We start from the raw sequence: 24,406 nt of genomic DNA, 5'->3' as shown, positions 1-24,406 counted from the left end.
CTCGCACTCGACAACGCATCTGTCTGGAATTTCGGACAAGGTGGCCGAGTGGATTCTAGATTTATAAATTTCAAAAATGTTCATCTCGTTGTCGCAAATCAATTCCCTAATTTCGTATATTTCATTCTGCGACAGAAAGGGAGAGCGATAGTTACGAGAATTTCGTGAATTGGCTTCATGAATACCAAAACTAAGATGAAGTTGACGTAGGCTCTGGAGATCAAGGCACAAAGACGTGGCATGGCCTTGTTAACAAACCGGTTAACGAGGCAACGAAGAACGAGCGAAGGACCGGCAACCGTGAGCGCAAGGTTGACCACAATGAAGAATCAAGTAACAGCAACACCAGAAAGCGCTTGGCGAAAGCGCAAGGATGCATGGGAGCACCTGGGATATGTACTTGGCGAGATCATTCGCGGTATCGACGACAAGGTCTCCGGCGAGCTGCATGAGCACGAGGCTACGCAACTACTGAGCCTTCTTTCTGCCATCGAACCCTACTGGGCCACGCCGGGCTTAGACTACTTCAACGAAGTTGAAACGTTGATGCACGATGGCCACTTCCGCGACGCGCTGAGCAAGGTATATCTGGCGAACCAGTCCTTCCGGACGCAGACCCAATACATCGATGGCGAAAGCAACGACAGCGATGCGGAGGAAGCCGAAGCTGCTGCCCAAAGCAACGAGCTCGGCGGTGGTGAGCCTCGATCAATCCATCGGAAATTCGTCCCCAGGGTTGAAATTCTCTTGGTGGACAACGGCCCCTCCGACGAGATCGAGCGATTCAAAATCGAGATGCTCGAACAGCGTCAGCGAACCGACTCATTCAACTACAGCTTCGTGGTCGTGCCCAGCGTCGAGGACGCGCTGGCCGCGATTGTCATCAACCCGACCATTCAAGCGGTTGTACTCACAGCCCGCTTCGAATTGGACACGCGTCGCCGCCTGAGCTCCACCCTGGGAAAGTACGTATCACGGCATACGGCCGGACACTTTTCCACGGCAAGGCAAATCGACCGGATCTTGGATCTGGAAGAGATCATCGATCTGCTCCGCCCAGAGATCCCGGTCTACCTGATCGCCGGTGTTGCCCTTGAGTCCATCGCGCATGAGATTACCGGTCGCTTCAAGCGCATCTTCTCACGTAACGATGGAATGGATCTGCATCTGTCGATCATTGCCGAGGTGCTCGAACGCTACAACACTCCGTTCTTCCACGCGCTGCAGAAGTACGCCAAACGCCCCGGCGGAGTATTCCACGCGATGCCAATTTCTCGCGGCGGTTCGGTGCAGAACTCCCCATGGGCACGAGACTTGGTGGACTTCTACGGGAAGAACCTGCTGTTGGCGGAAACGTCTGCCACCTCCGGAGGACTGGATTCCCTGTTGGATCCGCAGAGCTCCATCAAGGAAGCCCATGAGCTGGCGGCCCGCGCCTTCAACAGCCACCGCACCTACTTCGTCACCAACGGCACCTCCACCGCGAACAAGATCGTGCACCAGTCGATCCTTGCACCCGGTGACATCGTGCTGGTTGACCGCAACTGCCATAAATCGCACCATTATTCCCTGGTGCTTGCCGGCGCAAGCGTCAGCTATCTGGAGGCCTACCCGCTGAACGAGCACTCCATGTATGGTGCTGTGTCGCTGGAAGAAATCAAGGGACGGCTACTGGAGTTGCGCCGCCAGGGCCTGCTGCACAAGGTCAAAATGCTCACGCTGACCAACTGCACCTTCGACGGGATTATTTACGATCCGCGCCGGGTGATGGAAGAGTGCTTGGCCATCAAGCCCGATCTGGTCTTCCTCTGGGATGAAGCATGGTTCGCTTTCGCCGGGTTCCATCCCGTCTACCGTCAGCGCACCGGTATGTCCGCGGCCCAACGCATGCAGACCGCGTTTGAGACGTCTGAATATCGTGAGCGTTTCGCCGCGCAGCGAGCCGAACTGCCCGAACCGGGAACCCCGGATGACCCGGCAAACGACGAGGTCTGGTTGAAGACGCGACTGCTTGCCGATCCAGCAAAGACCCGCTTGCGCGTGTATTCGACGCAGTCCACGCATAAGACGCTGACCTCGCTGCGCCAGGGGTCAATGATTCACATTCACGATCAAGACTTCGCAGAACGTAACCGCAATACGTTCCGCGAGGCCTATATGACGCACACTTCGACCTCGCCGAACTATCAGATCCTCGCCTCGCTTGATATCGGGCGTCGCCAGGCCGAGCTTGAGGGCTATGCGTTGGTGCAGCGCCAGGTTGACTTGGCGCAATCGATCGTCCGGGCGATGTCACGTAATAAGCTGCTCAGCAAGTACTTCCAGGTACTCGATACGAGGGACCTGATCCCGCAGAAATACCGTTGCAGCGACACCGGCAACCCGGTTCGCGACGGGCTGGAAGTTTGGGACAGGTCTTGGTCCGAAGATGAATTCGTCGTGGACCCATCACGGCTGACCTTGGACATCAGCCGCACAGGAGTGGATGGAGACACGTTCAAGCACACCTATCTGATGGACGGCCACGCGATCCAGGTGAATAAGACCAGTCGCACCTCGGTCCTGTTGATGACCAACATCGGCACTAACCGTTCGGCGGTGGCCCACCTGATCGAGGTGCTGGTCAAGATCGCCGAAGAGCTGGAGCATAAACGCCGATTGGATGGCCGGGCGCTAGCGGACGGGAAGAAGGTTCCTCCGACGCAGATCCCGATGCCTGATTTCAGCTATTTCGCCGACGAGTTCAGCGGTGGTGGCGGCAGTGGCGATATGCGTTCGGCCTACTATCTGACCTATAAGGATCCGGCCACGCACTTCATTTTCTCACCCGAGATTCGTCAAAAAATTCAAAGTGGTGAACAGGTAGTCTCAGCGGCGTTTGTCACTCCCTACCCACCAGGGTTCCCGGTATTAGTTCCGGGGCAAGTCGTGTCGACCGAGATTCTCGATTACATGGATGTGCTCGATACCCGAGAAATCCACGGATATCACCGTGACTACGGGTATCAGGTCTTTACCCGTGAAGCATTGGCCGAGGTGGCAGCGAAGAAGTCGTGATTGTTCGTATGGGCGGGAATCTCAATTGAGATTCCCGCCCATACGTTTACCCACCGCCATGCAGGCAGTTCCTAGTAACTGCCGCTGACAACTGTGAAATTAGTCAGAAGGACGTGTGAGTATTTGGTCTGAGCTGGCTTCATTGGCTCGTTGCGGGTAGCGTCCGTAACGAGGGCTCGGCCCCGCTGGCTGAGTCAGATGCACGGTAACTTCACTGTAAAAGGAGAAGGATCTATGGCAAAAACCAAGAACACCCCGGCAAGCAAAACCTCAAAGGAGAACGCTGAAGGTGGTTTCGTTGCCACTGCTGCCCTCGGAGATGCCTTGCAGTCCGTGTTGGTGCAACTGCTGGACTTGCAGCTTGTTGGCAAGCAGATCCATTGGAATGTTGTCGGCCCAAACTTCCGTGACCTGCACCAGAACCTCGATGAGATCGTGGATATCGCGCGTCGCGGCTCGGACGAGATCGCAGAGCGTATGCGCGCTATGCACATCACTCCGGATGGCCTGGCCGGCACCGTAGGTAAATACAGCGAACTAGAGCAACCAAACAATGGCGAGATTCTGACAACCAAGGCCGTGGATATGGTGGTCAAAGCCCTGCAGAGCACCGTCGGAGTCATCCGAGATGTACATGACGCAGTCGATGAGGAAGACCCGACCAGCGCTGACATTCTGCACGAGTACATTGCAGGCCTTGAACAGCAGGCGTGGTTCATTAGCGCCGAAAATCGCAAACCATAGCATCACTGATTTAGGGGGAGCCGGGGCAACTGTTGCGTCGGCTCCCTCGCCGTTTTCGGGTGCCGTTCGAAAACTCGAAAACCCCTAGAATCTGCAGCACGAAGAGCCTACCGTTGAAGATAGACGACGTGTTCTCGCGACGTCTACACGTCAATTGAGAGGTGACTCATCTATGGCTATGGACAACGGGTCAAACCCAGTTAAGGACGAAGAACTCTACGAGAAATTGCGGGAGGAAGGAAACTCCAAGCAAAAGTCTGCGCGCATTGCCAATGCAGCCGCCCGGGACGGCCGATCGAGCGTCGGGAAACGCGGAGGCGAGTCTGGCAATTACGAGGACTGGACGGTCGAAGAGCTCAAGCTCCGGTCGAAAGAGATCGGTCTGACGGGCTACTCCGACAAGCGAAAGGCCGATTTGATCCAGGCCCTTCGAAACTCCTAGTGAACTAAGGACGTCGCGCCGTGAATAACAACGACATCATCGGAGGCCAATCCGAGCCGGAAGAGGGAGAGGAACTCAAGGAGCAGTATGTTGCCCGTCGAGGTCCGATTCACCACCCATCGGTCCAGGAGCTAGAGCAAGACGCAAATGACGACAGATTTGACGCCGGTTAAAACGCCTCCGGTTGCTGAAGGATCTGTGTGAACCCTCGTTGGAACGTCTTTTCGGGAGTATCGTGGTAAGTAGTAGCCGTGATCGGATGGCATGGCTACCCGGCCATTTAATGGTCGAAAATTGACCCGGAAGGGACCAACCTATGGGAGTTCAAAACAACGACGGTGACTAGGTCATCGACGTCATCGACGTAATTCGCGAGTCTCAATGTGAATTAACGTTATTCACGTCGAGGCCTTTTCGCTTCGCAGGCGGAGCCTTTCTTGCTGCACCGCCAACCCAATGGAAGATAGCCGATTCTAAGCCGGGAATACCGGTAAGAACAGGAGAGACGCCATGTCGACAATTCACGGAGCGTCCAGACCGCACAGCACACATTTGGGTTTGGGACTAGCCGCGGGCGGTGCCCTGCTTGCAGCCATGTTCCTAGCCATCATATTTTGGGTTCCCATGGGACTCATTCCCAGCATGAATCCCATGTGGATCGTCGTCGCATGGGGCGCCATGCTCATGTGCTGGGGTGTTTTCCGGTTGATCGCCGGGCCCAGCAGCCTAGACCATTTTAATGGCGGTACCAGCGCAGGCTCTTAGCCTCAGAGAGAGTGCTTTCTGCCGAAGGGCGGAGCACGAACTCACAGCTTAGAAAAACGAAGCCACTGTGCCACTTGAATTCGAAGTGGCACAGTGGCTTCGTAAAAGCTACAAAAGTGATACCTGCAGATATTGCGTCGCCGACGCGTCAGCTTCGGTTACTAGATCTCAATACCGGGATCTGCCCGTTTCCGGCATCAGTAGTCGACGAGGCCCTAATCAGTAGCAAGTACCACTTCGGTTCTAATTTCCGAACTGGTTGTCTTCTCCACCTTCGCTGCCGAAATCATTGCCACGATTGGCTGATTCCGTTGAGCCAAACTGATTTTCTTCGTCGTCGTCTCCACCGTAGGATCCCTGGCTGGAGTCTTGGTTGCTGTTGCTGCCGTAGGAACCTTGGCTGGAGTCTTGGTTGCTGTTGCTGCCGTAGGAACCTTGGCTGGAGTCTTGGTTGCTGTTGCTGCCGTAGGATCCCTGGCTGGAGTCCTGGTCGCTACCGCTACCGTAGGATTGCTGTCCACCACCGCTGCCGAAATCACTGCCATCGTTGGCGCTGTTTTCGGAATCTGGCTGGCGTTCGTCGTTGCCACCGCTATTCTCATAGCCACCCCGAGAGCCGAAGTCGCTGGTCCCCTCGGATTCGTTGTTGTCGAAGTTCCCGAACTGCTCACTTGAATCGTGCTCGGACATGATGTCCTCCTTGATCGTGTTGATCGTGGTTCCTGACTAGTTCCACGCTATGGACCCCTATCCGAAGTACGCAAGGTATGTGCAAGTTCTAACTGTGAAATGCTATGTAACGTTCAGGTAACGCTCACACTTGTTTCGAATTCCTCAACGGCGAGGCAAACTTCCGGTGAACAACTGACAGCCACGGGGACCTTCCTGCACTAGCGCTGAAGATCCCCGTGGCTCTCGAAATGAGAATGTACATTTCTATTTGTGGTTCATCGGAATGCGTACGCCGCGTTCGGCGGCAACCTCGATGGCGCGGTCATAGCCAGCATCAACATGGCGGATGACCCCCATGCCAGGGTCGTTGGTAAGCAGGGCCTCTAGCTTTGCGGCGGCCATTTCCGTGCCGTCGGCTAGGGATACCTGGCCTGCGTGGATCGAGCGGCCCATGCCCACGCCACCGCCGTGATGGATCGAAACCCACGAAGCACCGGAGCTCGTCGCGGTCAGGGCATTGAGCAGCGGCCAATCGGCGACAGCATCCGTACCATCGGCCATGGCTTCGGTCTCCCGGTATGGCGATGCCACCGAACCCGAGTCCAGATGATCGCGTCCAATGACGATCGGCGCAGAGACTTTCCCGTCGGCAACCAGCTGGTTGAATAGCAAGCCTGCCTTGTGGCGTTCCCCGTAGCCCAGCCAGCAGATGCGTGCAGGCAGGCCTTCGAATTCGACACGTTCCGCCGCGGCATCCAGCCAACGGTGCAGGTGTACGTTTTCTGGAAACAGCTCCTTGAGCGCTTGGTCAGTCACGCGAATATCCTCCGGATCGCCGGAGAGCGCAACCCAACGGAATGGGCCCAGACCCTCGCAGAACAACGGACGGATGTAAGCCGGAACGAAGCCAGGGAATTCGAAAGCACGCTCGTACCCACCCTTGCGTGCTTCATCGCGGATGGAATTACCGTAGTCGAAGACCTCGACGCCGAGGTCCTGGAACTCGACCATCGCCTCAACCTGCTTGGCCATCGCTGCTTGGGCCTTGAGGGTGAAATCGGCTGCGTCTGCGGCCGCGGCGGGGGCCCACTGGTCCAGCGTGTATTCCACCGGCAGGTAGCTCAGCGGATCATGGGCACTGGTCTGATCGGTGACGACGTCAATCGAGATCTCGCCTGCCTTCTGGCGCCGCAAGAGCTCCGGGAAAACTTCCGCCGCATTGCCGACGAAACCTACGGAGTGTCCGCGGCCTTCGGCCTTAGCCGCTGCTACCTTGGCTAGAGCCTTGTCGAGGTCCAGCTCCACCTCATCCAGGTAGCGCTTTGAAACGCGTCGGCGCAGACGCGACTCGTCCACATCCACAATCAGGCAGGCCCCCTCGTTCAAGGTCACCGCCAATGGCTGGGCACCACCCATACCGCCGCAACCGCCGGTGAGGGTCAGCGTGTTTGCCAGCGTACCGTTGAAGCGTTTCGCGCCGATAGCTGCGAAAGTTTCATAGGTGCCCTGCAAAATGCCTTGAGTGCCGATGTAGATCCACGAGCCGGCGGTCATCTGGCCATACATCATCAGGCCTTCGGCTTCGAGCTTGCGGAAGTGCTCCCAATTTGCCCAGTCTCCCACCAGATTCGAGTTGGCGATGAGCACACGAGGTGCCCACTTGTTGGTGCGGAAGACACCGACGGGCTTGCCCGACTGGACCAGCAAGGTCTCGTTTTCTTCCAGGTCCTTCAGAGTCTCGACAATTGCATCGAATGCTTCCCAAGAGCGTGCCGCCTTGCCGGTTCCTCCGTAGACGACGAGGTCTTCGGGGCGCTCGGCAACTTCTGGGTCGAGGTTATTCATCAGCATGCGCAGCGGGGCTTCGGTTGCCCAGGACTTGGCGTTCAGCTGGGTCCCGCGCGGGGCGCGGACGACTCGTGGTTCATGATTCATGATTGGCTCCTTTGGCAGCAGCGGAAGTAACTTTCTATCTTCCATCATTGGCCAAAGCAGGCAAGGAGGGTACGCCCTAGCACAGGGTCATGTCCGGAATTTCAGACTGGGCGTACCGGAGCGAGGCGTCGCCCATGCACCCGGCTGGTCAGCTGCCCTGCGGTTTGCCGAATCTGTTCGAGCAACGGTTCCCAACGTTCCTCGGGGACCCGATCACCGAGGAACGTCACCGCAACCGCGGCTACCGGCCAACCATTCGCATCCTGTATTTCGACGGCAAGGGAATGGAAGTCCGCGGTGACATCCCCGCGTTCTACGGCGAACCCGCGTTTTGTTGTCTGGTCCAGCTCGCGGCGTAGCTGCTGATAGGAATTAATCCCGCTATCTTGCGCGCGATTGCTGAAACTTGAGGTGCCCGGGTACAGCGCACGAACCTGTGACTTCGGCAGGGCAGCCAGAATCGCGCGGCCCGAGGCGGTCAAATGCGAAGGCAGGCGCACCCCGACGTCGGTGACCAGCGAGGGGCGGCCCTTGGCGCGTTCCTCTACGATATAGAGCACGTCAGGCCCGTGGAGCACGGCCAGATGGGCGCTTTCGCCTACCTTGTCCACGAGTTGCGCAATCAGCGGTGCTCCGAACCTAGCCAGAGGTTCTTGCCTGGTGTAGGCACTGGAGAGCTCGAAGGACGATACCCCCAAACCGTAGGCTTTCTCCTCGGGGTAATGGGCGATGAAACCTTGTTCGAGCATCACATTCAGCAGCTGGTACACACTGGATCTGGGCAGCTCCAGCAGCTTGGCGATCATCGCCGCCGGGGTCGGCGACTTTCGGCTTGCGAGTAAACGCAAGACGCGGAGCGTATTTTCCGCTGCCGGAACCTTGCTGCCCATCAATGACCCCTTAGTCGAAAAACGCCTACCTGCTAGGGAACTCTAGCAAGACTCTGAGCAAAGGAGCGTTTTCTTCCCTAGGAAATTTGGTCTTGAAAAGACTCGTTGAGCTGTTCGAGCCTTGGCGGGTGGGCCCCGGAAACCAGTACTGTCAGCTCCGAACAACGAGTCGCCTGAGTCAGCGCAGACTCCAATTCCTTCTGGTCCAAGGCTTCGCCCTTTGTGATGAGCGCCTGCGCCAACGAACTATTGAGCAGCCCATGAAGCAGGCCGGACATGAATGCGTCGCCAGCACCGATGGAGTCCACGACCTTCACCGCACGGGAATGGACGAGTACCTCGGTGTTCTTCGTGCGGGCGGTTGCGCCGCGTGCCCCGAAGGTCATCACGGCAAGCTTGGCGCCGCGTTCCAGAATATGATCCAGGATGCGTTGGCAGTCCCAACCGGGGTAGAGCCACAAGGCATCGTCATCGCTGAGCTTGACCACATGGGAGAGGCTCATCAGTTTTTCTACCTGCTTCAGCGCCGCGGCACGCTTGGGAATCAGTTGCGGACGCAGATTCGGGTCATAGCTGCGCAATTGCGTTGCCGGAGAGCCTTGGAATGCTTCCAATACTTTCTCGCATCCCGGTGCCAGCCATCCGGCGATAGATCCTGCATGCAGGAGTTGCGCCTCGGAACTTGGAACGCCGCCCGGAAGTTCCCAGGACAAATCGAATTCATAGCTCGCGTCGCCAACTCCGTCGACGGAAACTGTGGCGGTGTTCGTGGACCGCTGCGCGACGCTGCCGGCCGCGAGCGCTACACCGGAATCTTCGAGGTGCGCGGCGATCAACTTGCCGTACGCATCTTCGCCTAGCTCTGTATGCAATGTGACCTGATGGCCCAAGCGTCCTAGACCCACCGCGACATTCATCGGGGAGCCACCTGGATGAGCCACGTCATCAACGATATCGGCTAGAGCTTCGCCAACCACCTGTATCTGTGCCATGACTCGATACTACGGAAATTCACTTAAATAGCCATTTCCGGGGCGTGGGTTCGGCGCTTATTGCGCGGAACCTCACAAATGCAATGCAGGACCGTGGGAAATCGGTGAGCTAATTCGCGCTGGGCAACCAGGAACCACCGCCGTCGTGAGTCGCCTTCGGCACCGTGGCCCTGAACCGGCGGGGCAGGAAGTCCCGGCCCGCTGAATCCTGAACGTTTCCGGGATTCAGCAGGCCGGCGGACTCAATAGCGCGCGGCCTCGACATTCAGCCGGTAGCCGCGCTTGATAACGGTGGTGATCAGGTCCGGGTGCGGGAGCGTGCGCCGCAGCCGGCTGAGCGTCATGTCCAGCGCGTGCTTCGAAGACACCGTGGGCAGCACAGCGCCGAGCTCGTCGCGCGAGACGACCGACCCTCCGGCCTCCAGCAGGCAGCGCAGGATCTCGGTCTGTGCCGGGGTGAGCTCGCAGCGCTCATCGTTCAGGCTCAATGTGCGTCCCCGAAGTTCGCATTCCCCGAAGACCGTCGGCGCGCTGAGCGTGCCCAGCGCGCCCAGATGCTCGACCAGTTGCAGAATCATCGCGCCCATGCGGTGGCGTTCGGGAACCAACGCGCCGTGCACACCGGAGGACTGCAGCGGGGCCGCCGTCACCGGGCCCACCGTTGCCACCGCAACTCGTTCGTTCAGCGAGCGAATCAGCGCCTGGTAGCGATTGCGCGTGCGGGCCGCGGCGAACAGCGCATGCACGCTCGGCGCGCTGGTGAAGGTGATCGCGTCGAAATGCGCGGCGCAGATTCCTTCGACCAGAAGCGAAAGGTGCTGGTCAGAGCTGGTGTCCAGCCAGCGGTACGGCTCGACCTTCAAAACCCGCGACGCGCCCAGATCCCGCAGCGACTGGGCGAGCCCATGGTCGCTGTCCGCATGCAACTGCACCGCCACGGTTTGCCCCGCGATCGAAGGCCCCAGCAGCGGAAGCAGCCCGGCGGTGGTGCCGTCCTGGGCGACACCGGCGGCGTGGAATCCCAGGGCGCGCACCGCACCGTGGGCCTTCGCACCGCGAACGTAGAGCTTCGCCGCCTTCATGGACTGGCACAACTGGTGGCCGAGACCAGCGGCCTCGGCCGAATCGAACCAGCGCCGCAGCCCATAGGCGGTGGAAATGATGACCGCTTCCGGGCGCAACTCGATCAGCTTCCTGGTCTGCTCCACGAGCAGCGCCTCGTCGTCCAGCGGTGCGAGCTTCAGCAACGGTGCGTGCGTGACCTCGGCGCCGCGGCGCTCCAGCGCTTCGATGAGTTCGGCCGAACGCCGGTCGCTGGTCACCGCGATCCTGAAACCAGACAATGGCAGAGCCAGCGCGCTCATGCGATGGCCCCAAAATTTGCCATTTCCTCGGCCAGCAGCCGCTGCGGCAGGGCCGCCACCTCGCCGATGACGATCACCGCCGGATTCGCGCAACCGCGCGCCCGGGAGGTCGCCGTCAGGGTCGCCAGCGTTGCAAAGGTGGTGCGTTGGTCGCCGGTGGTCCCGGATTCGACGATTGCACAGGGCATGGTGGCTGCCATGCCCTGGCGCAGCAGGCCGGAAGCGGTGCTTTCCAGGGTTCCCATGCCCATCAGGATGATGATGGTGCCGCCCAGCCCGGTGAGCTGCTCCAGTTGCTGGCTTTCCAGCGGGTCGTGGCCCGAAATGACCGAGAATACCCGGTTCACACCGCGTGCCGTGACCGGAATGCCGGCGGCCGCGGGAACCGTGATGCAGGAACTGAGTCCGGGCACCACGCTGATGGCGATGCCTGCCTTGGAGGCCGCGGCCATCTCTTCGAATCCGCGGCCAAATACGAATGGGTCTCCGCCTTTGAGCCGAACCACATTTGAACCGGCCTTGGCGGCGGTCAGCATCTGCTCTTCGATCTGGGATTGGCTGACCTTGTGGTGCCCGGGCTGCTTGCCAACATCCACGATCACCGCCTGCGGGGCGAGCTTCCGCACGAGATCGCCGGGGCCCAACCGGTCAACGAAGACCATGTCGGCGTCGGCTAAGGCGCTGACCGCTCGCACGGTCAGCAGATCAAGTGCGCCGGGGCCACCACCGACCAGGGTGATTTGGCCGGAGTCGGCGGCCGGTTGGCGCGTCAAGACCGGCAGTCCCCGCCGCTGGGCCGCTTCGCGCAGCGGCTGGAAGCGCTGGGGCAAGGCATCGCAGATGACCAGCAGGTTCGCGGTTTCGAGCGCCACGAGTCCACCTTCCGGGGTATCCGCGGAAAGTACCTGCGCCCCCTGCGCGATGAAATGCTCCGCTGCCCCGCGTGCACCCCTCAGCCCGCCGGCGAGCAGCAGCGTGCAACCCTTGACCTCGAACGCTGTGCCGTTCATCGGATCGACTCCGCCGCGAGTTCGCAAGCCGTGTGGTCGGCGCCGAATAAGCCTGCTTGTCCAACAAAAACCTTTTTTCCGCTCGCCGCTTCGGTGATGCGGTGAGCGGGCAAGCAGTCGCCGGCAGTATGGGTCGTTTGATCATTTGAACGGTTTGACATGGGAAGTCAGCTCCACTTGATTCTCGATGGCTCGATGCTGACAACACTATCGAGGAACCTTTGCCCCGAAATTTCCCATTTGTTTCCATAGGAATAATTCATACATAAACTCGACGAGAACTACGGGGGTCGTGTTTGCGCCGCCGCGCAATGAAGCCTGGCCGTGGCCAATGCCGGTGAAACGAGATTTACCTGGGCGCAACAGAACCGTGCGATCGGCCGTAACAGGCGCTTCGTAGACTGCAACCACAGGCTCGTGACAACGAGCCTCGAAACTACCGAAGGGAAGAATCATGGGCCTACTCATTGCCCGCGAAATGCCGGAGCCCGGTCAGCCCGCATGAGCGGGGGATCAACAACCGAACCGCGAACCGAGTCCCTGGTGGCCGTCTCGCACGGCACCAGCGATCCGGCAGGCCAACGGGCGATCAACTCCTTGGTGGAGGAAATCCGCCGGGCGGCCGCAGTGGCCGTGCACCAGTCATTCGTCGACGTCCAAGAGCCCCGGGCAAGTACGCTGCTCCTCGGGCTGCCGGACGAAGAGCAGCACGCGGTCCTCGTGCCGCTGCTGCTTTCGCGGGGTGTGCACGTGGATCAAGATCTCACCGAGGCGGCGGCGCTTCGGCCCAATACTCGCATTGCACCGGCCCTCGGCCCGCACCCGTCGCTCGCTCTGGTTATCGAGCACCGACTCGTGCAGGCTGGATGGCGGCGCGGCGAACCTGTCATCCTCGCCGGTGCGGGGACACGGCTGGCCCAGGGCGTGCATGACTGCCAACAGGTTGCCAACCTGCTGGCCGGCCTGCTGGGGGTGCAGGTTACCGCCGCCTTCGTGGCCGCGGCGACCCCGTCGCTGGGGGAAGCGGTCGCCGCGGCCCGGGCGGCGAGCCCGCAACACCGCGTGGTCGTGGCCAGTTACCTGTTGGCGCCCGGCTACTTTCAGTCCCTGATCGAGCGCTGCGGCGCAGATCTGGTCAGCGATCCATTGCTTGCCCCGGACGCTGAGGTGCCCGCAGAATTGGTGAACCTCGTATTGCATCGCTTCCTGGCGGCGTTATCCTAGGCCCGGACCAACCTTCAGCACTTGCCGGCAAGGGCCAAGAACGGCACAGTGTAAACATGCAGTCGCTTTTCGATGACGGCGCCTTCGAGCGTCGGCCCCATACCGTGCGCGCGGGCGCGGTCCATCTGCCCAGCTGGCTAACCCGCGAGCAGCAGGACTGGATGACCGAACGCTTCCTGGATTGGGGCAATGGACCGGTCCCGCCGCATTCCACGCTGGTCAATGGACACCCGATGAAGGTCAAGACGGTATGCCTGGGCTGGCATTGGGGAAACTACACCTACACGCGCACCGCCGAAGACCTCAACGGCCAGCCGGTGCCACCGATGCCCGATTGGCTGGCGTCACTGGGACGGCGCGCGGTGCTGGAAACGACCGGGGACGGAGCAAAAGCCGCGGGCTACAACCCCGATGTGGCGATCATCAATTACTACCCGCCGGGCTCGACCATGGGCATGCACCAAGACGCCGAAGAGAAAATCAACGCACCGATCGTCTCGCTGTCCATTGGCGAGAGCGCGAACTTCCGCTTGGGCAACAACGAGACGCGCACCAAGCCCTACCAAGATGTGCGTCTGGCTTCCGGAGACTTGTTCGTCTTCGAGGGTCCCGCCCGGTGGGCCTTCCATGCGGTGACGAAGATCTATCCGGGTACGGCTCCGGCCGGCTGGTCGCTGGGCAGCGGCCGGATCAACATCACGCTGCGTGAGACGGGGATGGGCTAGGCCGCTATTCGGAGGCCAGATCGAGGGTGGCAATGACCGCCCGGTGGTCGGAATCTCCCACCGCCAACGTGTCCGAGGAGCCGGTATCGAGGCCGCGAACCAGCACGTGGTCGATGCCCAACATGGGCATCGGACGGTTCGGCCAGGTCATCCCGAACCCCCAGCCCTCATGCGGCACCTTGTTGAGCTGCTCCGAGACCGGCGAGAAATGGCGGTCGGCATTGGTCGCATTAAAATCGCCCAAGGCAATAATTTTCGCGCTCCGATCGGCGGCGAGCGTGCGTCCAAGATTGCTTAGCATCAGGTCGCGTTCCGCATGCTCCAGGGGCCGGGCCGAAGCCACGTGGACCGCGTACACCGTCACATCCCCGGCGTCGGTTCGAACGCGCAGCTTCACCGCCCGGGACCAACCCAACCCAAGGTCCAGCGGCTCTTCGTCGAGGATCGGATACTTGCTGTAGACCCCCACGGTTCCCACGGTGTACTGGTGCGGGTGGGTTTCTTCCAGCAGTGCAGCGACTTCCTGGGCCTGTCCTTCACCCAGTTCCTGCAGGCTTATCAGATCTGCGCCCGTGGCGAGGAGACCCTGTGCGGAGCTGTGCGCCCCGTCTTCGTGCACATTCTGCGTGGCGACAATAAATTTGGCGGCCGGTTCGGGGGCATTGGCCGGCAGGAACGCCGCGCCAAAGATCCACGACCAAGCCACCAACGGAAGCAGGAGCACCAAAAAAGAGATGCGGCCACGCGCCGCCAGCGCCCAGCAGAACAACAAGGGCACGCCGAGGCCTAGCCAGGGAGCCAAATTGTCCAGAAACAGTCCGAGCCCACCGCGTTCGGGGAAGCTGCGGTGGGCAACTAGCACTATGGTCAGTGCCAATGACAAAAGAACTATCAATAACCGGGCGGCCATCCGGCCGGCGGTGAGGCGTTTATGAGCTGCATGGGACATGAGAATTCCACAGTGCCACATGTTCCTCGCCCAGCCGTGGATTGAGCGTGGAATACCCGCACCGCGTTCTCTGTTGGGTACCCGAGAGGTATTGTCATTACGATTGATACGGGCGCCAACGTAGCCGTGCCATGAACACACCCGAATCGCAGCAAAGTAAGAGGCCCCCAATGAACCGTTTAGCGCCCCCGCGGTATTTAGAAGGCAGGACACTGCTCTTCGCAATTATTGCCCTAGGCATGGGTGGCTTTGGCATCGGTGTGACCGAGTTCGCCATGATGGGCCTGCTCCAGGAAGGCGCCGAGGACTTGAACGTCACGAATTCCCAGATGGGGCTCGTGATCAGCACCTACGCGATCGGCGTGGTTGTCGGTGCGCCGCTGTTGACCGCGGTCGCCGCAAAAATCCCGAAAAAGCGTGCGGTGCAGCTACTGATCCTGCTCTTTGCCGTGGCAAATCTTTCCTCATTCTTCGCTCCGGATTACGGAACCATGCTGTTCACCCGGTTCCTTTCCGGACTGCCGCACGGGGCCTACTTCGGGTTGGCAGGTGTGCTGGCAGGTAATTTGGTGCCCGGCAGCATGCGTGGGCGAGCCATCGCGTGGGTAATGCTGGGCCTGTCGGTGGCAAACGTCGGCGGTGTCCCCTTGGTGACCTTGCTGGGCCAGGAAGTCGGATGGCGTTCGATGTTCCTTGTGGTCACCGCGGTGGCGCTGCTCACCTTTGCCTTGATCACTATTTTCGTCCCGCTGCGCAGGGCCGAAGCGGGAGCAAGTATGCGCCGCGAACTTTCGGCGCTTAAAAGCCTGCAAGTCTGGTTGGCCATGGCAACCGGCATCGTAGGCTTCGGTGGGTTCTTCGCGGTCTACTCCTATATTTCTCCAACCCTCACCGACGAAACCGGGCTGGATATTGTGCTGGTTCCACTGGCCCTGGCGCTCTACGGGGTGGGCATGGTGGTCGGCTCGTTGATCGGAGGACGGCTGGCCGACTGGTCGGTGTTCGGAGCGATCAAGCTGGCCAGTGTGCTCATGGTTATCAGCATGCTGGTGTTTGCCGCCGTTGCCTCGTGGGTGATCCCAACACTCATCATGGTGTTCGTCCTGGGCAGCGTCGGTTCGCTGCTGATCCCGAGCCTGCAGACGCTGCTGATGGATTCGGCCCCACATGCGCAGTCGTTGGCCGCGTCGCTGAACCACTCGGCGCTCAACGTGGCCAATGCCCTCGGCGCTGCGCTCGGCGCGATCGTGATCAGCGCGGGCCTGGGCTACCGTGCGCCGTCGGTGGTCGGAGCCGGACTTGCGGCCCTGGGCTTGCTGATCGCGTGGATTACCCAGCTCCGAGCCCAGAAGCTTGGCCTGGTTATCGGCGCCGCAGCGGCTCTCGAACGGGTAGACGCACCGGAACAACGCTAAACGTCGAATGCTGACGAGTGCGGGGCGTGGATCCAATGGATCCATGCCCCGCACTCAGCTGTACTGGTCAGCCCTCTTGGCTTCCTACGGCGCCGATATTGAACATCCAACACACCCCGAACTTGTCGGTCAGCATTCCGAACGAGTCACCCCACGGGGCCTTGGCCAGAGGTTCATCGATGCGCGAACCCTCGGAAAGTTTCTCCCACCAGGCGGTGAGCTTCGCTTCGTCTGCTGGGTCGGTGGCATCGTTGCTCAGGGCAATGGTGCCGTTTCCGGTCACATTCATTTCCGGCAGGGCATCGGAACCCATCAGGTGCAGTCCTCGATCGACGAATAAGGAAGAGTGCATGATCAGGTCGGCGGTGGCGGGATTGCCGTCATCCATTCCTTCTTTGAATGTCATGGCGGAGTATTCTCCGCCGAAAACGGAGTGGTAGTACTCCATTGCCTCGCGGGCGACGCCGCCAAATTGCAGATAAGGGGTCATAGCAACGGACATTGGGAAGTGACCTTTCGCCGAAGTTCGTAGGACGGATCCGTCCACGAGGCACATTCTTCCACCGGAATTCGAGGATGGGAAGAGTGGCTGTGATTAGCCTCTCGGATTCCCGATTGGTATTTATCTGCAGGCTCCGGTAGAGTTATATCTCGGTTCGGAGGTCCAAAAGATCGTAAGAACTAAACCTTCATCTGGGGGTATGGCGCAGTTGGTAGCGCGTCTGCATGGCATGCAGAAGGTCAGGGGTTCGAATCCCCTTACCTCCACAGATTAAAATCCCGGTATCACTTGCAAAAAGTGATACCGGGATTTTTTCGCTTAAGCTTCTGCGGCCCTTTGCCGAATTCCGGGACGCGCCGGGCGTCTAGCCGTGCTGCGGGCTCGGGTCGCCGATATGGCCCTCGGCGCTGGCATCCAGCACGCGGGCGACAAAAGCTGCATACTCACCCATGTAGTGCTTCAGGAAGTCGGCCGTCGAATGATTGAGCACATTGCCCTCGGCGTCGAAGTCTTCCTGATTGAACGCCAGATAGACCTCGGGGGAGTTCAGCTGCGGGGAGTCGAGGAAGCTGAGCACGCCGCGCATCGAGGACTGCATCACCGCGGTGCCGATGGCACCCATTGAGGCTCCGACAAGTCCGCTGGGCTTGCGGGCGAACGAGTTGGTGCCCCATGGCCGTGAACCCCAATCGATCGCATTTTTCAGCGCACCGGGAATCGAGCGATTGTATTCGGGGGAGATGAACAACAACCCGTCCGAAGCTTCGATGGCCCGTTTGAGTTCGGTACCGACGGAAGGGTAATCCTCGTCGTAATCGTAGCTGTAGAGCGGCAGATCCTTGATCGGGATTTCGGTGAATTTCAGATTTTCCGGGGCCAGTTTGATCAGGGCCTTGGACAACGTGCGGTTGATGGAATTCGTGGCTAGCGAACCGACAAAATAGCCGATGCTGTACTGTCTCATGTCCCCAGTTCACCACCGTCGCCGGCATCCGTCTAGAGATTTTCGAAGAAGAAATTCGCCGGGCATCATTTCCTTGCGGCGCAATAGAATGACGCACGCCGAGAGCCTGCGTCATTCTATTGCGCCTCAGGTCAGCGACTACTGCAGGGGATCTTTCGGATTGGGCAGCCGATAAACTTTTTCATCATCCACCGACTGCACGCCTTCGACTTGCTGCAGCTGGGCACGCAGTTCCTCGTTGCCGTGACCGATCACCTGGCCCAGTGTGCCAAGTACCTTGTTGATCCGCAGCCCGGAGGCTTCCAGCGAACTGACCACCTGATCGATCCGAGCGGTATAGGTCGCCGTCACGGTCACGACATAGGTGTGCGAGGAGGCTACCCGATCATCGGATGATTCGCTCATGATCTCCGCGCCCCTAAGCTTCGGCCGGTGGCGGAGCTTGGGTGAGGCCTGATCCAACATCCACGGAGAACAGCTCCAACCGCTGGGCTTCCTGCACGAGCTCCGCCCACAACTCCCGCGCCCGGAAGCCGGTGGCCTCGGCAAGCAACGCCGCGATGCCGGCCACATGCGGGGTAGCCATGGAGGTGCCGCTGATGGTGTTGTACCGTTCGGCCCCCGGCCACGAGGAATAGACCGCTACCCCCGGACCGCAAATATCCACCTGGCCGCCACGGCCCGGCAGCGTGCGAGCGGAGAAGTCGGCTATGTCCAGCGTGTTATCCAGCGCGCCGACCGCCATTACGTAGGGGCTGTTGGCCGGTGCGCCGACGAACCCTGCGTTCCCCTGCGAGCGTTGGGCGTTATTGCCCGCCGCGGCGATGATCAGCGAACCGAGTTCCAGCGCCCGGCGTCCGGCGGTCACATAGGGCGGGTGCACCTGCGGCACATCGGCCCCCAACGACATGGAGATCACCTGGCATTCATTTTCCAAGGCCCAGTCGATACCGGCCAGGATGGTTGCGTCAGACCCGGAGCCGTCGGCGCCAAGCACCTTGCCCGCGTAGATATCCGCCCCGGAGGCCACGCCGTAGCCGCGTCCGTCAGCCAGGGTGCGCGGCCCGCAGGAGGAACCGATGCAATGGGTGCCATGTCCGTGGCCATCTTGGGCGTCCTCACCCTCGACGAAGGACTTGGACACCACCGTGCGTCCGGCAAAGTCGGGGTGGGCCAAATCAAAGCCGGTGTCCAGCACCGCCACCTTGACGCCGGCGCCGGTGAATTTGGAGTCGACCGCGGCTACCGCCTGCAGGCCCCAGGTCGCTTGGTCGGTGTCGTTGAAAGAATCGGAGGGCTGCGCGGCGGGCTCTGCCGACAAGGCGTAATAGACCATCTCGGGGACCACGCGGGTTGGCATCCGCCGGCTGGCGCAACGTGCCTGGAACTCGTCGAGATGCTCGGCGGCGCTGCTGACCACGGCAATGCCCAGCCGCGGGAAGTATTCGGTCAAGCCGTAGCCTTCGGACTCGAGAATCTGCGGGACATCCTCGGAAAGCGCGCGGAGTCCAACGCTTGCGCTCTCGGTTTGTTCGGCCGAATCGAAGACCAGCACGTAGCGACCAGGAATAGGGGTAGCGCTGGAACGGAGAAAGGGAACCTCTGGGGTGAACATGGTCGACTCCTTCAGAACAAGTCAGCTTCCAGCTCCGCGCCGCTAGGTGAATTCATCCGCTGCCGAAGCTGTGGGTACTTAGCACTGTACAGCTCTTGGTGTGCGCGTCACCACGATTTGGCATGAAACTTTTCGGCCTGCGCACTGCGGGGTTAAAACTGCCAGAAGATCCAGTGGATTGCGCTCTGATATCGGTCGAGTCGGAGATGAATGAATATTTCGCCCAGAATCGTGCCGCACAGAAGAGATGAATTTTCTCTCAATTACTTGACGTCTGGATTTGCGGATCAAGCGCCGGGAATCCGTGGAAATCTGCGGCTACGGCAGCGCGGGTTCTTCGCTAAATTTGTTTTTAGTCTCGACAAACGCACTAGTCAAGGTCGAATCAATGGTCAACCGAACGAGATTTCGAATATTTTTCGCCTGTGCGTGTCACGCAGAGCAAAGCTGATGCACAAGGCGCCGAACCCACAGGGATAATGGGACTAATTTTCCCGGTTCCACTTGTATCTTAGTCCGCGACGCATAAGGGTGTTAAACCATAGGGCAATACTCGCAGCAAAGGACAACTTACGATGACGCGAAATATAGACGAGGTCGAACCTCCCGAGAATCCGGATGGACTCGGGGTGGACGAGACTGTTTCGGACTCACCGCATACCGCGCCGATTCCGGTGCATATGCACATTGCCGAAAACGACACCGACGAACAGATCACCGCTAAGCTCCGCCGCCAAGGCGTGCGTTTGGGCAAGGGCGGAATCGCGCCAGCGGTCTTCTGGCCGTCATTGATCGTGATCGTGGCCGTGGCGCTTTTCGCCATTTTCCTGCCCAACGCGGCGGATACGGTGTTCAAAGGGGTCCAGAACTGGATCGTGACGAACCTGGGTTGGTACTACATGCTGATCGTCGGCGGCTTCGTGGCCCTGGTGATCGTGATCGGCTTCTCCAAGCTCGGGCGGATCACGCTGGGCAATGACGGGGAGAAACCGGAATTCGGCTTGTTCAGCTGGTTCGCGATGCTCTTCGCCGCCGGCATGGGCATCGGCCTGGTGTTCTACGGCGTCGGTGAACCGCTGATCTATGCCACGGTTGACCCGAAGCCCGGATGGGAAGGCACCGAAGCGGAGCTGGCAGGCCTTGCCATGGCGCAGACCTTCATCCACTGGGGCCTGCACCCGTGGGCCATCTACGCCGTGATCGGCCTGGCCCTGGCCTACGCAATCCACCGCCGCGGCCGTCCGGTCTCCATTCGCTGGGCGCTGGAGCCGATCCTTGGCGATCGCGTCAAGGGCTGGTTGGGCGACGTGATCGACGTGCTGGCCATCTTCGGCACGGTCTTCGGCGTGGCTACCTCGCTGGGCCTTGGCGTGCAGCAGATCAGCTCGGGCATGGAGGCCATCGGCCTGGTCGACTCGGTGGACAACACGCTGCTGGTCATCCTCATCGTCATCATCACCTTCCTGGCCACCATGAGCGTGGTCAGTGGCCTGGGCGCCGGCATTAAGTGGCTCTCGAATATCAACCTGTCCATGGCGGGCCTGCTGATGATCAGCGTGCTGCTGCTGGGACCAACCTTGTTCCTGTTCCAGAACTTCGTGCAGTCCATCGGCGTGTATCTGGCCAACTTGATGAACATGACCTTCGACGTAGGAGCATTCCAGCAGGGCGAAGCAGCGCAAACCTGGTTCTCCAGCTGGACTGTCTTCTACTGGGGCTGGTGGATCGCTTGGGCGCCGTTCGTCGGCATCTTCATCGCCCGCATCTCGCGCGGGCGCACCGTGCGCCAGTTCATCACCGGCGTGCTGCTGGTACCGACCATCGTCGGGTTCCTCTGGTTCTCGGTGATGGGCGGCTCGGGAATATTCCGCCAGTTCTTCGGCGCCGGGGATATGGTCCAGGACGGTGCGGTTTCCGCCGAGGGGTCACTGTTCCAGATCCTCGGGGACCTGCCGCTGGGATCGATCCTCTCGGTAGTGGCGATCATCCTGGTCGCGATCTTCTTCATTACCTCCTCGGACTCCGGCTCGCTCGTCGTGGATATGCTCGCCTCCGGCGGACACCCGAATCCACCGACCTGGTCCAGAGTTCTCTGGGCCGTGCTCGAAGGCGTGCTGGCCGCTGCACTGCTGATGGCCGGCGGACTTCAAACGCTCCAGGCGGGCTCGCTGGCCACGGCGCTGCCGTTCAGCGTTATCCTGATCCTGATGGCGGTGGCCACGCTCAAGGGCCTGCGCCACGAGAGCAAGGCCCTGGAAGTCATCGAGGCGAAGCTTCGGCTCGAAAAGGTCACCGAACATGTCTCCGACGAGCTGTGGGGCGCCCTGGATGACCAGCCGGAACTGCGCCGTTACGTCGATGACCGCATCGACTATCGGGTGACGCGCTCGCGCGGCGTTTTCGGCCGACGCGATGAAGGTAGCGGAAAGGCCCAGCATAAAAGGGGAACCGAGCAGTAGCAACGCCTTTCGGTAGGCTTTGAACGTCGGCTGGCGAGCCGACCGCATCTTGCGGTCGGTTCGCCAGCTTTTTCGTTACCGGTAGCTGAACGGCGCAAACCTTGCCAAGCGGGTCATGGAAGTGTGAGGATCGAAGAGACAAGCACTAATCAACTGCCGGCGGCAACATGCTTGCCGCCGGCAGAAGTTAAGGGGTGTTCGATGAGCCAGGAATCAATCGTCATCGTTGGTGCGGGTCTTGCCGCGGCCAGCGCCGTGAAGGAACTGCGCAGCTTGGGGCACACCGGGGCGATCACCCTGATCGGCGAGGAGCAGGAACTGCCCTATGAGCGGCCGCCCCTGTCCAAGGGCTACCTCCAGGGCCAGGAGAAGCTCGAGGACTTCACGGTTAATACCGCGCAGTGGTATGCGGACAATGAGGTGGAACTGCGGCTCGGGGTGCGGGTCGAGGAAATTGACCGGAAAGCACAGACGCTGGCCCTCGCCGATGGCAGCAGCGTCCCGTACGGCCAATTGGTCTTGGCCACCGGCGCCCGCCCGAACCTCGGCGGCGCCCATCCCTTCGCCGGCCATGACCTGCCCGGCGTGCACGTGCTGCGCACCGTACAGCAGGCGCATGCACTGCGCGAATCGCTGGACGAAGACACCCAGCTGGCGGTGATCGGTTCGGGCTGGATCGGCATGGAGGCCGCCGCGAGCGCCCGGCACCGCGGGGCGCGGGTCACCGTGTACTCCCCGGACGAGGTTCCGCTGGGCAAGGTCTTCGGCGACCGCTTCGGACATCACCTGCTGGAGCTGCATCAGCGCAACGGGGTAGACGTGCGCACAAGCACCCAGGTGGAAGCGATAAAGGAAACCGGCGGACACCTCGAGGTGGTCAGCAGCGCGGGAACCAGCCGCGCCGACGTGGTGCTCCTGGCCATCGGCGCGGTGCCGAATATCGAATTGGCGCAGCAGGCGGGGTTGGAGACCGATCGCGGGGTGATCGTCGATGCCGCGCTGCGCAGCTCGGATCCAAAAATCCTCGCAATCGGAGACATCGCGCAGGCCTTCAACAGCGCACTGCGCCGGCAGCTGCGCGTGGAGCACTGGGATAACGCCATCCGCCAGGGCAAGCTCGCCGCCGCGACCCTGGCCGGGAAGGACGCAAACTACGATTGGGCCCCGTACTTCTTCACCGACCAGTTCGATCTGGGCATGGAGTATGTCGGCTATGCGGCGCCGGAGGACACCACGGTGGTGCGCGGGGACACCGAATCGGGGGAGTTCATCGTCTTCTGGCTCGATGGCGGAAAGCTCACCGCGGCGATGAATGTGAACATCTGGGATGTGAACGAGACCTTGCGCGGATTGCTGGGACGGAGCATCGCCCCGGAGCGGCTCACCGATCAGTCGGTGGAGCTGGGTGAGCTCTGAGCCGCGCCGCGTAGCTGCTCCGCGCGGCGGTGCGACCCGTAGGGCGTGAGGTCGACGCTGCCCGGCGGGCCCCACACCACCAGCACCCGCAGCTCCGCGGGCCCGGTGTTCGTCAGGCCATGCAGCTCGGCGGGCCCGGCGAGCACCGAGTCCCCGGAAGCCAGCTCATAGGTTTTTGTGCCCACGCGCATGCGGCCGGTCCCTTCCAGCACCTGGTAGAACTCGACCAGCTGCTCGCCCTGGTCGTGCCGGTGGAGTCCCTCGAAGCCGCCGGGCGGGATCACCCAGGTTTGAATGGCCACCGGCAACCCGGTGTGCCCGCCGAAATGGTGGTGCAGCAGCATTTCGCTGCCCTCGTGAAGCCGGTAGCCGAAGCCATCGGAGTCGCGTTTTTCCAGCATCTTTCCTCCGTGACGGTAGCGCTAGGCCAGCTGGCGGGTATATCCCATGCGCTGGCTGATTTGGCGTGCCGTGCCTACGCACGCGGTGATCAGTTCGTCCAGGATTTCGGGCGTGATCCGGAAGAACGGTGCCGCGATCAAGACGCTGGCGACTACCTCGCCGCGATGATTGAATATCGGGGCCGCCACACCGACTTCCTCTGGTGAAGTTTCGCCGTAGTTCACCGCGTAGCCCCGGTTTTGTGCGACGCTGATCCGATCAAGGAATTGCTCCGCCGAAAGATCGCCTTGCAGGAGGATGCTGCCGTTCTCCAAGAGCTCCCGGGTGCTATCCGGAGTCTCATAGGCTAGAAACAGCTGAACCGTTGCGCTCAAGGCGGTGTTGTAGCGGCTGCCCATCGCGGAAGTGTGCTTGACCGGCCGCGAGGAGGGGATCTGCTCCACCGACACCGATTCGTGGCCATCCCAGATGTTGAGCACCGCGGTTTCCCGGACGCTCTCAGCGAGTTCCTTCAAGGGCAGATATGCCGTCTGGCGCACGTCGAGATTCGCCAGCAGCGGGCCGGCGATGGCGATCAATCCCAATCCCAGGCGGAATTTCCGGGTGGGCTCGTCGCGTTCCACGATGCGTTCCTGAACCAGTGCGGCAAGAATCCGGGACACGCTGGATTTATGCAGACCCACTTCCGCCGCAATCTCCGTCACGCCAACCAGCTGCCGCTCGACGGTGAAGCAACGCAAAACATCAATCACGTTGACGATCACCGATGCGCCGCGGACTTCGGGAGTCCGCTCGTCGTCGACGTGTGGTGCGCCCGATCCTTCGTTCTCGAATGCAGTCATGATTTCCTCAACCTGTACGTGC

The 24,406-nt window shown here is 60.7% G+C and carries 23 protein-coding genes and 1 tRNA gene; 11 read left to right on the top strand and 13 right to left on the bottom strand.

The genetic code is table 11. The annotated features are described in order from the left end of the window. Positions 1-321 precede the first annotated feature (321 nt). From ACT3UA_RS12040 to ACT3UA_RS12020, 5 genes are all read left to right on the top strand, one after another. Positions 322-3,057 carry an aminotransferase class I/II-fold pyridoxal phosphate-dependent enzyme gene (locus tag ACT3UA_RS12040; protein WP_255248311.1) on the top strand — a complete coding sequence of 912 codons (2,736 nt, stop codon included), beginning with the start codon at positions 322-324 and terminating at the stop codon, positions 3,055-3,057. A 234-nt stretch (positions 3,058-3,291) separates the two neighbouring features. Next, the gene (locus ACT3UA_RS12035; protein ID WP_096283082.1) at positions 3,292-3,801 is read left to right on the top strand and encodes a Dps family protein; all 510 of its coding nucleotides are present in this window, start codon (positions 3,292-3,294) and stop codon (positions 3,799-3,801) included. 172 nt (positions 3,802-3,973) lie between these two features. After that, on the top strand, positions 3,974-4,243 hold the full coding sequence (locus ACT3UA_RS12030) for a DUF7218 family protein (RefSeq protein ID WP_444616641.1): 270 nt from the start codon (positions 3,974-3,976) through the stop codon (positions 4,241-4,243). Positions 4,244-4,263: 20 nt separating this feature from the next. After that, complete coding sequence (locus tag ACT3UA_RS12025; protein WP_444616639.1) at positions 4,264-4,416, top strand: hypothetical protein; 153 nt, start codon at positions 4,264-4,266, stop codon at positions 4,414-4,416. Between the two features lie 337 nt (positions 4,417-4,753). After that, on the top strand, positions 4,754-5,008 hold the full coding sequence (locus ACT3UA_RS12020) for a hypothetical protein (protein ID WP_096286620.1): 255 nt from the start codon (positions 4,754-4,756) through the stop codon (positions 5,006-5,008). 243 nt (positions 5,009-5,251) lie between these two features. Here the strand turns inward: ACT3UA_RS12020 and ACT3UA_RS12015 are convergent, their stop codons facing one another. From ACT3UA_RS12015 to cobA, 6 genes are all read right to left on the bottom strand, one after another. Further along, positions 5,252-5,698 (bottom strand): hypothetical protein, encoded by a 447-nt coding sequence (locus ACT3UA_RS12015; protein ID WP_444616637.1) that lies wholly within the window; start codon positions 5,696-5,698, stop codon positions 5,252-5,254. Positions 5,699-5,944: 246 nt separating this feature from the next. Further along, positions 5,945-7,615: a urocanate hydratase gene (hutU, locus tag ACT3UA_RS12010; RefSeq protein WP_096286624.1), complete on the bottom strand. Its 1,671-nt coding sequence runs from the start codon at positions 7,613-7,615 to the stop codon at positions 5,945-5,947. 101 nt (positions 7,616-7,716) lie between these two features. After that, the gene (locus ACT3UA_RS12005) at positions 7,717-8,505 is read right to left on the bottom strand and encodes an IclR family transcriptional regulator (protein WP_096286627.1); all 789 of its coding nucleotides are present in this window, start codon (positions 8,503-8,505) and stop codon (positions 7,717-7,719) included. Positions 8,506-8,582: 77 nt separating this feature from the next. After that, complete coding sequence (locus ACT3UA_RS12000) at positions 8,583-9,497, bottom strand: carbohydrate kinase family protein (RefSeq protein WP_444616634.1); 915 nt, start codon at positions 9,495-9,497, stop codon at positions 8,583-8,585. A 242-nt stretch (positions 9,498-9,739) separates the two neighbouring features. Further along, positions 9,740-10,861, bottom strand: a complete 1,122-nt coding sequence (locus ACT3UA_RS11995) for a uroporphyrinogen-III synthase (protein ID WP_105552941.1) — start codon at positions 10,859-10,861, stop codon at positions 9,740-9,742. Then, entirely contained in the window at positions 10,858-11,871 is a 1,014-nt protein-coding gene (gene cobA, locus ACT3UA_RS11990; protein WP_444616632.1) for a uroporphyrinogen-III C-methyltransferase, read from the bottom strand. The genes ACT3UA_RS11995 and cobA overlap by 4 nt, the downstream gene beginning before the upstream one ends. 501 nt (positions 11,872-12,372) lie before the next feature. Between cobA and ACT3UA_RS11985 the strand changes: the two genes are divergently transcribed. Both ACT3UA_RS11985 and ACT3UA_RS11980 read left to right on the top strand, forming a co-directional pair. After that, the gene (locus tag ACT3UA_RS11985; protein WP_444616630.1) at positions 12,373-13,095 is read left to right on the top strand and encodes a sirohydrochlorin chelatase; all 723 of its coding nucleotides are present in this window, start codon (positions 12,373-12,375) and stop codon (positions 13,093-13,095) included. A 56-nt stretch (positions 13,096-13,151) separates the two neighbouring features. Further along, on the top strand, positions 13,152-13,820 hold the full coding sequence (locus tag ACT3UA_RS11980; RefSeq protein WP_105552944.1) for an alpha-ketoglutarate-dependent dioxygenase AlkB family protein: 669 nt from the start codon (positions 13,152-13,154) through the stop codon (positions 13,818-13,820). 4 nt (positions 13,821-13,824) lie between these two features. On the opposite strand, the gene ACT3UA_RS11975 is transcribed toward ACT3UA_RS11980, so the two are convergent. Further along, positions 13,825-14,769, bottom strand: coding sequence for an endonuclease/exonuclease/phosphatase family protein (locus tag ACT3UA_RS11975; RefSeq protein ID WP_181148404.1), 945 nt, complete (start codon positions 14,767-14,769; stop codon positions 13,825-13,827). 170 nt (positions 14,770-14,939) lie between these two features. Between ACT3UA_RS11975 and ACT3UA_RS11970 the strand changes: the two genes are divergently transcribed. Continuing rightward, positions 14,940-16,184, top strand: a complete 1,245-nt coding sequence (locus ACT3UA_RS11970; RefSeq protein WP_444616627.1) for an MFS transporter — start codon at positions 14,940-14,942, stop codon at positions 16,182-16,184. Positions 16,185-16,251: 67 nt separating this feature from the next. Here the strand turns inward: ACT3UA_RS11970 and ACT3UA_RS11965 are convergent, their stop codons facing one another. Then, complete coding sequence (locus ACT3UA_RS11965) at positions 16,252-16,686, bottom strand: VOC family protein (protein WP_096286644.1); 435 nt, start codon at positions 16,684-16,686, stop codon at positions 16,252-16,254. A gap of 193 nt (positions 16,687-16,879) precedes the next feature. On the opposite strand from ACT3UA_RS11965, the gene ACT3UA_RS11960 reads away from it, so the two are divergent. Next, positions 16,880-16,952, top strand: a tRNA-Ala gene (locus ACT3UA_RS11960). A 98-nt stretch (positions 16,953-17,050) separates the two neighbouring features. Here ACT3UA_RS11960 and ACT3UA_RS11955 read toward each other — a convergent pair. From ACT3UA_RS11955 to ACT3UA_RS11945, 3 genes are all read right to left on the bottom strand, one after another. Continuing rightward, positions 17,051-17,650 (bottom strand): NADPH-dependent FMN reductase, encoded by a 600-nt coding sequence (locus ACT3UA_RS11955; protein WP_096286646.1) that lies wholly within the window; start codon positions 17,648-17,650, stop codon positions 17,051-17,053. Positions 17,651-17,788: 138 nt separating this feature from the next. Further along, the gene (locus tag ACT3UA_RS11950; protein WP_096286648.1) at positions 17,789-18,055 is read right to left on the bottom strand and encodes a hypothetical protein; all 267 of its coding nucleotides are present in this window, start codon (positions 18,053-18,055) and stop codon (positions 17,789-17,791) included. A 13-nt stretch (positions 18,056-18,068) separates the two neighbouring features. Next, a complete protein-coding gene (locus tag ACT3UA_RS11945; RefSeq protein WP_096286650.1) occupies positions 18,069-19,265 on the bottom strand; it encodes a S8 family serine peptidase in 1,197 nt (398 codons plus the stop codon). Positions 19,266-19,840: 575 nt separating this feature from the next. On the opposite strand from ACT3UA_RS11945, the gene ACT3UA_RS11940 reads away from it, so the two are divergent. Both ACT3UA_RS11940 and ACT3UA_RS11935 read left to right on the top strand, forming a co-directional pair. Beyond that, the gene (locus ACT3UA_RS11940; protein ID WP_096286652.1) at positions 19,841-21,724 is read left to right on the top strand and encodes a BCCT family transporter; all 1,884 of its coding nucleotides are present in this window, start codon (positions 19,841-19,843) and stop codon (positions 21,722-21,724) included. Between the two features lie 201 nt (positions 21,725-21,925). After that, a complete protein-coding gene (locus ACT3UA_RS11935; protein ID WP_096286654.1) occupies positions 21,926-23,140 on the top strand; it encodes an NAD(P)/FAD-dependent oxidoreductase in 1,215 nt (404 codons plus the stop codon). On the opposite strand, the gene ACT3UA_RS11930 is transcribed toward ACT3UA_RS11935, so the two are convergent. Then, a complete protein-coding gene (locus tag ACT3UA_RS11930) occupies positions 23,113-23,541 on the bottom strand; it encodes a cupin domain-containing protein (RefSeq protein ID WP_096286656.1) in 429 nt (142 codons plus the stop codon). The two genes, ACT3UA_RS11935 and ACT3UA_RS11930, sit on opposite strands and share 28 nt — an antisense overlap. A 21-nt stretch (positions 23,542-23,562) precedes the next feature. Next, the gene (locus tag ACT3UA_RS11925) at positions 23,563-24,384 is read right to left on the bottom strand and encodes an IclR family transcriptional regulator (RefSeq protein ID WP_444616622.1); all 822 of its coding nucleotides are present in this window, start codon (positions 24,382-24,384) and stop codon (positions 23,563-23,565) included. Between the last annotated feature and the right edge of the window lie 22 nt (positions 24,385-24,406).

It is taken from the genome of Glutamicibacter sp. 363, assembly GCF_052379505.1.
Taxonomy (GTDB): Bacteria; Actinomycetota; Actinomycetes; order Actinomycetales; family Micrococcaceae; genus Glutamicibacter.
The sequence above is the reverse complement of the archived record's forward strand: the minus strand, read 5'-3'. Positions and strand labels throughout refer to the sequence as shown.